The 12136-nt window shown below is 73.5% G+C and carries 8 protein-coding genes; 7 read left to right on the plus strand and 1 reads right to left on the minus strand.

The window, feature by feature from the left end; genetic code table 11:
• Positions 1–188: 188 nt before the first annotated feature.
• The 6 genes from ACIPYW_RS14285 (at position 189) to ACIPYW_RS14310 (ending at position 9322) form a co-directional block, all read left to right on the plus strand.
• Positions 189–1304, plus strand: a complete 1116-nt coding sequence (locus ACIPYW_RS14285) for a hypothetical protein (protein WP_400414616.1) — start codon at positions 189–191, stop codon at positions 1302–1304.
• A gap of 32 nt (positions 1305–1336) precedes the next feature.
• Entirely contained in the window at positions 1337–2119 is a 783-nt protein-coding gene (locus tag ACIPYW_RS14290; RefSeq protein WP_400414618.1) for an inositol monophosphatase family protein, read from the plus strand.
• Between the two features lie 609 nt (positions 2120–2728).
• Positions 2729–5428: an AAA family ATPase gene (locus tag ACIPYW_RS14295; RefSeq protein WP_400414621.1), complete on the plus strand. Its 2700-nt coding sequence runs from the start codon at positions 2729–2731 to the stop codon at positions 5426–5428.
• Positions 5429–5857: 429 nt separating this feature from the next.
• Positions 5858–7672: a glutamine--fructose-6-phosphate transaminase (isomerizing) gene (glmS, locus tag ACIPYW_RS14300; protein ID WP_400414624.1), complete on the plus strand. Its 1815-nt coding sequence runs from the start codon at positions 5858–5860 to the stop codon at positions 7670–7672.
• A gap of 162 nt (positions 7673–7834) precedes the next feature.
• On the plus strand, positions 7835–8548 hold the full coding sequence (locus tag ACIPYW_RS14305) for a M50 family metallopeptidase (protein ID WP_290131498.1): 714 nt from the start codon (positions 7835–7837) through the stop codon (positions 8546–8548).
• Between the two features lie 174 nt (positions 8549–8722).
• On the plus strand, positions 8723–9322 hold the full coding sequence (locus ACIPYW_RS14310) for an NUDIX hydrolase (RefSeq protein ID WP_400414627.1): 600 nt from the start codon (positions 8723–8725) through the stop codon (positions 9320–9322).
• A 28-nt stretch (positions 9323–9350) separates the two neighbouring features.
• Here the strand turns inward: ACIPYW_RS14310 and ACIPYW_RS14315 are convergent, their stop codons facing one another.
• Positions 9351–10565 (minus strand): cytosine deaminase, encoded by a 1215-nt coding sequence (locus tag ACIPYW_RS14315; protein ID WP_400414629.1) that lies wholly within the window; start codon positions 10563–10565, stop codon positions 9351–9353.
• A gap of 143 nt (positions 10566–10708) precedes the next feature.
• On the opposite strand from ACIPYW_RS14315, the gene ACIPYW_RS14320 reads away from it, so the two are divergent.
• Positions 10709–12136, plus strand: coding sequence for an O-acetylhomoserine aminocarboxypropyltransferase/cysteine synthase family protein (locus tag ACIPYW_RS14320; protein ID WP_400414632.1), 1428 nt, complete (start codon positions 10709–10711; stop codon positions 12134–12136).

Raw genomic sequence — 12136 nt, forward strand, 5'->3', positions numbered from 1 at the left:
GGCGCGGTCACGACTCCCCGCTCGGGTCCGGCGCGCGGTCACCAACGGTCGCTCCGTCGACGCCACATCGACCGGTCGTGACCGCTCGGCACCAGGGTCGCGGGGCGTCGTGGCCGTTCGGCGCCAGGCCCGCGGGGTGCCCTGGACTCCCGATGCGCCGCGCCGACAACGGTGTATCGTTGCCTCTTGTGTCTGAAGTTGCAAAGTACAACTACGCCTCGTCGAGCGCGACCCACGCCGCCCCGAGGGTCCACCACCCCCGACCGGACAGCGTGTGGCGCCCGAAGGGCCTCGGCGCGGTGCTGCGCCACTTCGGTTCGCACATCCTCGTCCCGCTGTTCCTCGCCGCCGGCATGGGTCTGGCGTACCTCGGCGCCTTCCACGCCCCGACGCCGCACGACCTCCCGGTCGGGATCGTCGGCGAGGGCGCCGCGACGCAGGTGTTCGCCCAGACCGTGACGGACCGCTCGGACGGCGCCCTCGTCGCGCACGTCGTCGCGGACACCGAGCGGGCAGAACGGCAGGTCCGCGACCGCGAGCTCGCCGCCGTCTACGCCCCGACGAGCACCGGTGCGACCCTCTACGTCTCGAGCGCCGCGTCCGAGACGACCGCCACCGCCGCGCAGAAGGTGTTCCTGCCGATCGCGTACGGGCAGCACCTGCCGTTCCGCGTGGTCGACGTCGTGCCCGCGGGCGCGCAGGACTCCACCGGGCAGGGCCTGTTCTTCCTGCTGGTCGGCCTCAGTGTCGGCGGGTACGCCTCGGCGATCGCCGTCGCGGCCGTCGCGACGAAGCTCCGGGGCGTCTGGACGGCCGTGGTCGGACTCGCCACCGCGGGCGTCGTCGCCGGCATCGGGGTCGTCGTCGCCGGTCCGGTGTACGGCGTCGTCGCGACCCACCGGTGGGAGGTCTTCCTCGTCGCGTGGCTCTACGACGCGGTGATCGTGGCGCTCGGCGTCGGCCTGCACCCGGTGCTCGGCCGGTGGACGACCCCGATCCTCACGATGCTCTTCGTCATGCTCAACTTCACGAGCTCCGGCGGCATCTTCCAGCCGGCGTTCCAGCCGGGCTTCTTCGCCGCACTCAACACGTTCTGGAGCGGAGCCGCGTGGCTCCAGGTCGCGCAGGCCCTGCAGTACTTCCCCGACGCGTCCGTCGGTCGGCCGATGCTCGTGCTGGCGCTCTGGCTGGTCGTGGCCGTGGTGCTGTGCTTCGTCGTGCACGGCCTGGTCGCCCGCCGCACCCGCATCGCCCGCGAACGCGTCGTGACCGCGCAGGAGGAGGACGAGGTCGTCGCCGCCTGAACGGCCTGCCGGGCGGACGCTACGCTCGTCGCGTGGACCTCAGCGCCGACCTCGACTTCGCCCGCTCCCTCGCCGACACCGCCGACGCGATCAGCCTCGAGCGCTTCCGCGCTGCCGACCTGCACGTGTCGAAGAAGGCCGACAGCACGCACGTCACGGACGCCGACCAGGCGGTCGAGCGTGCCCTGCGGGAGCGACTCGCCGCCGAGCGGCCGGACGACGCCTTCCTCGGTGAGGAGACCACGGCGGACACCGGCGCCGACGCGGTCAGCGAAGGGCACCGGCAGTGGGTGGTCGACCCGATCGACGGCACCGCGAACTACCTCCGGGGCGTGCCGGTGTGGGCGACGCTCATCTCCCTCGCCGTGGACGGTCGACCGGTCCTCGGCGTCGTGAGCGCGCCGGCGCTCGGCAAGCGCTGGTGGGCCGCCGAGGGGCTCGGCGCGCACTCCTTCGACGGACCGCTCCGCGTCTCCGGCGTCGACGAGCTCGGCGACGCGAGCCTCAGCTACAACAGCATCCAGCAGTGGGACGAGGACGACCGGCTGGACTCGTTGGTCGCGCTGTCCCGGACGGTCTGGCGCACCCGGGCCTACGGCGACATGTGGTCGTACATGATGGTCGCCGAAGGTGTCCTCGACGTCGCCGGCGAACCGGACCTCAAGCCGTGGGACATCGCCGCGCTGGTCCCCATCGTCGAGGAGGCCGGCGGCCGGTTCACCTCCCTCGACGGCGATCCCGGACCCTGGCACGGCAGCGCGCTCGCCACGAACGGCCTCGTGCACGACGCCGTGGTCGAGCTCCTCCGACGCTGACACGCCGCCGGACGATCCGGAGAACGCACACGCCCCTCCGGTCGGAGCGGTCGGACACCCCCCTCGTCCGGGTGCGTCACTCGATACCCGCGCGTACCCCACCGACGCACGACCTGTCGAACCGGTTCGACGCCATGGCCGGAACAGCCCGCGTACCCCGCTGATCCGGGCACGCCGGGTGCGGACGATGCTGTACCCCGTTGCCGTACCACACGCCCCGGCGCTCGCTCCCCACCACGGGGGTACCGCCCCCCGGACTGGGGACACGCGGGGGGGTGAAATGTCCGCGAACGACCGGTCCACCTCGGCCGCACCTGGGTTACTGTCAACGGGACGCCAGGTCAGGTGACGTCTCGGATTCCCTAGATCCGGCACGGAGCGCGACCCGGTGCCAGTTCGTCGAAGACCCTAACCCGAGGGGTGATACAGACGATGACATCATCGTTCCCGAGCGGAACCGAGTGCACCCTCACTCGTCGTCCGCATTCCAACCACGAAGCTCTCCCACGACCGGTCCGTCGCGCGGTTTCCCTCCGCGTCCTCGACCGCTCCGCCTCTGCGCGCCCGTCCGTCGCTGCATCCGTCCCCGTACCCGGGAGCCGGTGAGTCATGGCACTCACCGGTCGCCGTCTCGAGGTCGACCGGATCGCGACCCTCGCCATGCTCCCCCGGGAGTCGGCGATGGTCGTGGTCGGCGACCCTGGTTCCGGGCGCAGCAGCGTCCTCGACGCGGTCGCACACCGCGTCTCCCTCCCCGTCGTCCGCGTCGGTGTGAACGGCAGTGAGTCCCACTGGCCCCTGGCCGGCGTGACCGCGCTCTTCACCGCCCTGGACGACCCCCGCGCCACCGCGCACATCGCCCACCTCCTGCAGGCGGGCAGCACCGGTGGCCAGGCCCCCGCCCGCGCCGGGCTCGCCGCTGCGCACGACTTCCTCGAAGCCGTGCACACGCTGACCCTGCCGCCGACGGTCGTCCTCATCGACGACCTCGACCGGATGGACACGGAGAGCCAGGAGCTCATCGCGTTCCTCGCCGGTCGACTGGCCGGCACCGCGCTCCGGGTGGTCGCGTCCGTCCGCACCGTCCCCGCCGACGGCCCGCTCGCCGCGCTCCCAGCGCTGCGCTTGGAGCCGCTCAGCGAGGACGACTCGCTCACCCTCGCACGGACCACCGCCGCCGAGGACGCGAACGACGGCGTCCTGGCGGTCCTCGCCCAGGAGACCGGCGGCAACCCCGGCGTCCTGCGCGAGCAGCTCGCCGGCCTCAGCCGCGGTCAGCTCAACGGCACCGAGCCGCTCGTGCTGCCGCTCCGCCCCTCGAAGACGACGGAAGCGATCGCCTCCGCCGTGCTCGACGCCGCTGCGGGACGCGATCTGGACGTCCTCGCTCGGCTCGCCCTCGTGCCGACCGCGACCACCACCGGGTGGGACCGCGACGCCATCGACGACCTCGCCGACGCGGGGCTCGTCACGGTGCGCGGCCAGCAGGTGTCGGTCACGAACCCGCTCGTGCGCTCGTCGCTGTACTGGGGCACCGCCTCCCGGGACCGCCGTGCGGCACACACCGCCCTCGCGGCGATCACCGCGGACACCGACCAGCGCGCCCACGCCTGGCACCGGAGCTTCGTCGACGACGTCCCCGACGCCGTCGCCCTGCTCCGGGCGGCCCGGTCGTACGTGGTGGACGGCAACACCACCGCGGCGACCGCGCTCACCGAACGAGCCCTGCTCGTCGGCGGCGGCACCGAGGACGAGCACGAGGCGCTGCTCGGCGTGGCCGAGGTCATGCTGGCGAACCGGCTCCTCAGCGGCGCGGCGCGGTACCTCGCGGCGATCCGTCCGTTCCGCACCACCGTCACCGAGGTCCGACGACTGCGCCTGCAGTACTCCGTCGAGTTCCTCAGCGGTGACGCCGTGCACGCCGACGAGTTGCTCGTCCCGGCGGACACGACGGACCCCGCCGAGACGGACGCCGTCGCGGGGCTGCTCGCCACGGTGGCCTGCTTCCGCGCCGAGGTGTGGGAGCTGGACCAGGCGCGGGACCTCCTGCACCGAGCCGAGCCGTACCTCGACACGGCCTCGCCGCACACGCTCGAGATCGCGTCGACGGCCCGTGACGTGATCGCGGCCGTCGACGGGACGCTCCCGGCCGACGCGGAGCTGCACGACGGGCTCTCGGCGACCGTGCTGCTCGGCATGTCCGACCCGGCGCTGCTCCTCCTCGCCCACGCCCTGAGCCTCGGCGAGCGCTACCGCAGCGCACGTCGGGTGTTCGCCCTGGTGCTCGCCCGGGGGCCGCAGACGCCCCTGGTGTGGACCGAGGCGGCGCGGTACCTGTCCGCCGACAACGAGGTGCGCTCCGGGAACTTCCGGCAGGCGCTCCGCGCGATCGACGTGTGGGAGGCCGGCTCGGCGGCGGCGGAGCGGCTGCGCGAGCCGTCGCGGGTGATCGCGATCGCGTGGCGGCACTTCGCCGAGGGTCGTTCCGCGGAGGCGCTCGACGTCCTCGACGCCTGCCTGGCACAGCGGTCGACGAACCGGCTCTGGGGCGCCACGGCGAAGTTGCACGCCCTGCGTGGCCAGGTGCTGCTGCTCGACGGCCGGCTCGAGGAGGCGGCGGTGGCCCTCGAGGCCGCCGACGCCATCGGCCGCCCGCTGCGGAACCCGGTCCTGCTCCGGCACCTCGGTGACCTGGTGGAGGCGTACGTGCGCCTCGGTCGGGTCGACGACGCCCGGGCGATCACGGCCCGCCTCGCGGCGGACCACCACGCCCGACCGTCGCGGTGGGGTGCGCTCGTCCTCGCGAGGAGCCTGGCGCTCGTCGCGGACGACACGACGCGGGAGACCGCACGTCGCCGCGCGCTCGAACTGTTCCAGCCGCACGACTCGCAGTACGAGCGGGCTCGGACGTTCGCAGCACTGGCCGCGGTCGGGACACCGACCGAGCGTCCGCGCCTCGGTGCGGCGGCTGCGGCCGCCTACGAGGCGGCGGGCCTGCGCCGACCACTCGTCACGCCGGCTCCGTCGGTCGCTATGCCGTCCTTCGGCGCGTCGCTGGTCCGGTCGGGTCCGACGGCCTCGGGGCCCGTCCCCGGGACGCCGCGGAGCGCCCCGGACGCGTCGGCGGCCTTCACGTCGCTCACCGCCGAGGAACGCGCCGTCGTGCAGAAGGTGACCGAGGGGTACCGCAACCGCGAGATCGCCTCGTCGCTGTTCATGTCGCAGCGGACGGTGGAGCTGCGGCTCACGCAGATCTACCGCAAGGTGGGTGCGCGGTCGCGCTCGCACCTGGTCGCGCTCCTCACCTGATCGAGGTGACCGCGCGGTCGTGACGCGACCACAGGACGGACGGGAGGCCCGGTACCAGCTGGTACCGGGCCTCCCGTCCGTCGTCTGCGTGCGCCGCGCCGGGGCGAGTGACCCCCGGATGCGGGGTTCCGCACGGCCGCACGCGCGGTGCGGTCGCCGCGCGGGGAACCGCAAGAGCGGCCGGACATGGTTGCCCTGGCCACCACGCGCGGGTGACGCTTCTCCTGCACCGACCGCCGTGCTCCTCCGGGAGCCCGACCGCGGTACCCCGTTCGGTACCCGAACCGTCGGCTCACCAGACCGCCGTCGTCCGTCCTCGCCTGATCCGGGGACGGGCGGCGGCCCTCGAGCCGGCGGACCGAGCGCGCGGCAGACCCGACGGCGGTCGGTGCCGATCCCCCAGCAGTGCCCGACCCGAAGGGACGCCCGATGTGCGGCATCATCGCGGCCCGCGTCAGTGACGACGCGAGCCCATACCTGCTCGACGGTCTCGAACGCCTCGAGTACCGCGGCTACGACTCGGCCGGCATCGCGGTCCGGACAGCTTCCGGTGGTACCGAGACGATCCGGTCGGTGTCCCGCGTCGGCGATCTCCGGACGCTCGTCGCCGCGCGCTCGGGCGACGCGCTCACCGGGGTCGGCATCGGCCACACCCGCTGGGCCACCCACGGTGCCGTCCGCGAGGCGAACGCGCACCCGCACGCTGACTGCGGGGGCCGGGTGAGCGTCGTGCACAACGGCATCGTCGAGAACGCCGACGAACTGCGCGCGACCCTGGAGCGTCAGGGCCACGTGTTCCGGTCCGACGTCGACTCCGAGGTCATCGCGCATCTCGTCGAACGAGCCCTCGCGGTGGACCCGGACCTCATGCTCGCGGTGCAGATCGCGACCGCACAGCTCGAGGGGTCGTGGGCCGTCGTCGTGCTCGACGCCCGCGACGGTCGGATGGTCGTCGCCGCGGACCGCTCCCCGCTCGTGGTCGCCCGGTCGGCCCGTGGCGACTTCGTGGCGAGCGACGTCGGCGCCATCGCGGAGTGGTGCGAGACGTTCGTGGCGCTGCGGGACGGCGACGTCGTCGAGCTCGGCGAGGCGTGGACGTGGTCGTCCGGTGGCGTCACGGTGCCGGTGCCGTTCCCGACGCCGTCCCCGTTCGCCGCGACGGCGCTCGACCTCGGCGACCACCCGGACCACATGGCGAAGGAGATCGAGGAGCAGCCCTCCGTCGTGTCGTCGATCCTCGAGCGGGTCGCGCGGCGTGCCGTCGACGGCAGCATGTGGGTGGGTCTCGGGCTGCCCGGGTTCCACCGGCTCGCGATCGTGGCGTGCGGGACGTCCCTCAACGCCGGGCACGTGATCGCCACCGCGCTGCGCGGCATCGGCGGGGTCCCGACGGACATCGTCGTGGCGAGCGAGGCCGACCAGGCGGTGCTCGGCGCCGGGACGCTCGTGGTGGCGATCAGCCAGTCCGGGGAGACCGCCGACGTCCTCCGGGCGCTCGACCGGTTCGACGACCGGCACCCGGTGCTCGCCCTCACGAACAACCTGCACTCGTCGCTCGCCCGTCGGGCGGACGCGGTGCTCGACTGCCACGCCGGCCCGGAGATCGGTGTGGCGGCGACGAAGACGTTCACGGCGCAGGTCGTGGTCGGTGTGGCGGCGATGATCTCGGCGATGGTCGCGTCCGGGCGGATCGGCACCGCCCGTGCGGCCGCGCTCGTCGGCGAGCTGTCCGAGCTGCCCGGGCGGGTGGAGCACGCCGCGGCGATCGCCGCCGACCGCATCCCCCTCCTCGTCGCGAGCGTCCGGGAGGCGTCCGGCTTCCTGTTCCTCGGGCGTGGTCAGGGCCTCGCGTACGCGGCGGAGGGTGCCCTGAAGCTCAAGGAGCTCAGCTACCGGTGGGCAGAGGCGTACCCGGCGGGCGAGCTGAAGCACGGCCCGCTGGCGCTCGTCGACGAGGGCACCCCGGTCGTCGTCGTCGACCACGGCGAGCACCGGCTGCAGGCGAACATCGCCGAGGTCCGTGCCCGCGGCGGCTTCGTGATCACGATCGGCGGTGAGGGCTCGGACATCCCGGCGCTCGCGGGTCGGGCGTCGAGCGGGCTGACCTGGGGTGCGAGCACCGCGCCGTGGGGTCCGCTCGAGGCCGTCGTGCCGCTGCAGATGCTCGCGCGCGAACTCGCCCTCCAGCTCGGGTGCGACGTGGACAAGCCCCGGAACCTGGCGAAGTCGGTGACGGTCGAATAGCCAGGCACCGGCCCGTGAACCGTCTGACGGTGTTCCTCGCCGTCCTCGCCGGGCTGACGATCATCGCCACCGTGGTGGTCGTCGCCTGGGTGCTCTCGCCCTGATCACCGTCGCTCGGCTGATCCTCGGCCTCCTCGGCGGCGGGGCTGTCATGCTGGTCGCTTGACCACCGCAGCCCCGCCCCTCGTCTTCGTCGCCCTGCTCGTCGGCGCCGTCCTGCCGTTCGTGCCCGTCGTGGGGCGGGTGGCACGCATCGCGGCGACCATCGTGCACGAGGTCGGACACGTCGTCGTGGTGGTGCCGTTCGGCGGGCAGATCCGGCGCATCGACCTGCACCCGGACGGCTCCGGTGAGGCCTGGGTGCAGCTCGGACGGGTGCCCGGCGCGATCCGCTGGCTCGTGCGGGTGCTCAACCTGTACGCGGGCTACAGCGCGCCGCTCTGGGCGGGTGTGCTGCTCGTCACGGGGGTCCTGCACGGGTCGCGGTGGCTGCCGGTCGCCGTGCTCGGGGTCGTGGGGATCGTCGCGTTGCTGTTCGTGCGGAACTGGTTCGGGCTGCTCGTGGTGGTCGGCTTCGACGCGCTCGCGCTGTGGGTGGCCGTCCGCCCGTCGGACCTCACCGTGCTCGTCGTGGCCGCGGTCGGCGCCCTCTTCGTGGTCGACGGGCTGCGGTCGGTGGCGCAGGTCGCTCGGTGGCTGCTCACCGGTGCCCGGGTGCAGACGGACTTCCACATCGCCGCGGCGGAGATGCGGGTGCCGGCGTCGCTCTGGTTCGTCCTGTTCGTGGTCGTGAACGGCGTGGCCGTGTGGCTCGCCCGTGTCCCCCTCGCCGAGTCCTGGGCCACGGTCGCCGCGGGCGTCCGCGCCTTGTTCTGACGCGGTCGGGGCTGGGCGGCGCGGCACGGAGGAGTCCACGAAACGCGCGCGTCCCGACGAACCACGCGTCGATCGACACGTGGTTCGTCGCAGCCGTTCCGCGCTGCGGGCCCGACGAGACACGGCCCACAGCACCCGACGGCACCCGCCCGCCCGACCTGCGACGATGGGTCGATGCGCCTCGCCGACGTCACCACCACCCTCGCCCGCACCGACGACGACGCCCCCGGGGTCGTCGCGGCACGGCGGTTCGTGGCGGAGCACGGTGACGCGGCACTCCGGCGCGAGGGCGGTCCCGAGCACCTGACGGCGTCGTGCTTCGTGTTCTCCCCCGACCTCGGCCAGACCCTGCTCTGCCTGCACCGGAAGGGCGGCTTCTGGGTGCAGGTCGGCGGGCACGCCGAACCCGACGACCGGGACCTCGCGGACACCGCCCGCCGCGAGGCCCGCGAAGAGTCCGGCATCGCCGACCTCGAGCTGCTCGACGGCCGCGTCGTCGACGTCGACCGGCACGACCTCCACAGCGGCTTCGGGGTGTGCACGGCGCACTGGGACGTCGGGTTCGTGGCACTCGTCGACCCGTCGAGCGTGACCGCGGTCAGCGACGAGAGCGACGACGTCCGGTGGTTCCGCGTCGATGACCTGCCGGACGCCCTGCCGTCGACGTTCCCTCACCGGCTCCTCGCCGCACGCGAAGCCGCACGCGACGCCGCGCGCCATGCCGCCAGTGAAGCCACACGCGACGCGGCGCGCAACGCCGCCAGCGCCGGCTGATCACCCCGCCCCATGCGCCCGACGCGCCTCACTCCCAGGGGTGCTGCTCCAGCGCCACGGGGTCGAACACCTGCCCGCCGGCCACGACGAGCGACCGCGGGACCCGCCGCACCAGCGCGTCCATCGGGTTCTCCGCATCGACGAGCACCACGTCCGCCCGCGCCCCGGCCACGAGGTCGTGCACCTCGTCGGTGACGAACGCCCCGCCGTCCCGCGACGCGAGTTCCACGACCCGCAGCAGGTCCTCGTCGCGGACGACGCCCCCGGCGCGGGCGTACTGCCACGCGATCCCGAGCAGGTCCCCGTCACCGTAGGGGCTCCACAGGTCGCGGATCCCGTCGGTGCCGAGGCCGAACCGGACCCCGGCGGCGTCGAACTCGTGCAACGGCAGCTGGCGCATCCGCACCGGTGCCACGGTGGTCATCGTCACGCCGAGTCCTGCCATCCGGGCGAGCAGGTCCCGCCGCCGCACGGGTTCCACGTCGACGATCCCGAAACCGTGCGCGATGTTCACCTTCCCGGGCGCGATCCCGTCGCGTTCGACTCGGTCCAGCACGAGGTCGAACGCGAACGCTCCGAGCTCGGCCGGCTCGTGGAGGTGCAGGTCGATGCCGCAGCCGGTGTCGGCGGCGATGGCGAACAGGCCGTCGAGCTGGCCGACCGGGTCGCGGTCGATGAGCGACGGGTCGAGCCCACCGATGTGCTCTGCACCGGCGAGCGCCGCCTGACGGAGCAGGTCGAGCACACCGGGCCGACGGAGCACCCCGTCCTGCGGGAACGCGACGATGGCGACCTCGACGGCGTCGTCGAGCGCCTCCGCGGCCGCACGGACGGCGTGGATGCCGCGGAGCCCGACCCCGAGGTCGACATCGACGTGCGTCCGGACCCGGGTGGTACCGGTCCGGAGCCCTTCGCGCAGCACTCGCGTGGCGACGTCGACGCCCGGGATGCCGAGGGCGTCCCGCCGGGCCCGCTCGTGGGCGATGCGGCCCTGGGTGCCGGCCTCTCCGCCGTAGGACTCCCACGGCCGACCCCACCAGCTCTTGTCGACGTGCGCGTGGGCGTTGACGAGCCCCGGGAGCGCGAGGTGGCCGTACCCGTCCACGACGGCGGCTCCCTCGGGCGCCGACGAGCCGGTCGGGACCACCGCGGCGATGCGGTCGCCGGCCACGAGGACGTCGGACGGGTCACCACCCCAGGGTCGGACGTTGCGGAGGACCAGGTCGACGTCGTCGTGGAGCATGCCCCCAGCGTGGCAGAGGTCCCGCGGCGCCGCCCCGACGGCTCGGACCGATTGGACCTCCGGTCGTAACCAACCGCAGCAATCGCCTGTCCACCGAGCGCGGCGTGCGAGGGTACCGACACCCGACGACCGGTGGAGGAACGATGAGCAACGAGGAGCACGGCCACCCGACCGAGCACGGCTTCGCGACCGAGCAGGTGCACGGCGGCTTCGTGCCCGATGCCGCGCACGGCGCACGGGTGCCCGCGATCCACATGTCCTCCGGGTTCCTCTTCGACGACTTCGACCAGGCCCGCGACCGCTTCGCCGGTACGGACGACGGCTACACCTACACCCGCCTCGGCAACCCCACGAACGCGGACGTCGAGCGCCGCATCGCCCTGCTCGAGCGCAGCGCCGAGGCGATCCTGGTCGGCAGTGGCCAGGCGGCAGCGACGGTCGCGTTCCTCGGGCTGCTGCAGGCCGGCGACCACGTCGTCAGCGCGCGGAGCATCTACGAGGGCACCCGCGGCCTGCTCCTGCAGAACCTCGGCCGACTCGGTATCGAGGTGGACTTCGTCGCCGACGCCCGCGACCTCGACGCCTGGGCCGCCGCGGTCCGGCCGAACACGAAGGCGTTCTTCGCCGAGACGATCCCGAACCCGAAGAACGACGTCCTCGACATCACAGGCGTGGCCGACGTCGCGCACCGGGCGGGTGTGCCGCTCGTCGTCGACAACACCCTCGCCACCCCGTACCTCGTGCGGCCGGTGGAGCACGGCGCGGACATCGTCGTGCACTCCGCGTCGAAGTTCCTCTCGGGACACGGCGCCGGGCTCGGCGGCGTCGTGGTCGACGGCGGCACGTTCGACTGGTCGGCAGCACCCGAGCGGTGGACGCACCTGACGAGTCCGGAGCGGTCGCTCGGTGGGCAGAGCTACGTCGAGCGCTTCGGCAGCCGGGCGTTCGTCGTGTACGCGCGGGACGTCATCGCATCCCGGATCGGCCCCACGCCGTCGCCGTTCAACGCGTTCCTGCTCCGCCAGGGCATCGAGACGCTGAGCCTCCGTGTCGAACGCCACAGCGCGAACGCGCTGGCCGTCGCGGAGTACCTGGACCAGCAGCCGGAGGTGACGAGCGTCGACCACGCAGGCCTGGCCTCCAGTCCGTTCCACGACCTCGCCCAGCGCTACCTGCCGCGCGGAGCCGGCTCCGTCTTCGCGTTCACGCTCGCCGGCGGCGAAGCCGCCGCACGCACCTTCATCGACGCCGTGCAGCTGTTCAGCCGGATGACCCACCTCGGCGACGTGCGGTCGCTCATCCTGCACCCCGCCACGACCACCCACGCCGGCCGCACGACCGAGGAACGCGCCGAGCAGGGCATCTGGGACGGCCTGATCCGGCTGTCGGTCGGCATCGAGGACGTCGCGGACCTGGTCCGCGACCTCGACCGCGGCTTCACCGCGATCCGTGCGGGTTCCGTCAACAGCGCACGGCACACCGGCCTGGACGCACGGGTCGACCCCGCCTCGGAGGCTGCCTCGCTCGCGCACACCGTCCCGCAGGGGCACGTCATCGCCGAGGAGGTCTGA

The sequence above is a fragment of the Curtobacterium sp. NPDC089689 genome (assembly GCF_044749145.1).
In the GTDB taxonomy this organism is placed as follows: domain Bacteria; phylum Actinomycetota; class Actinomycetes; order Actinomycetales; family Microbacteriaceae; genus Curtobacterium.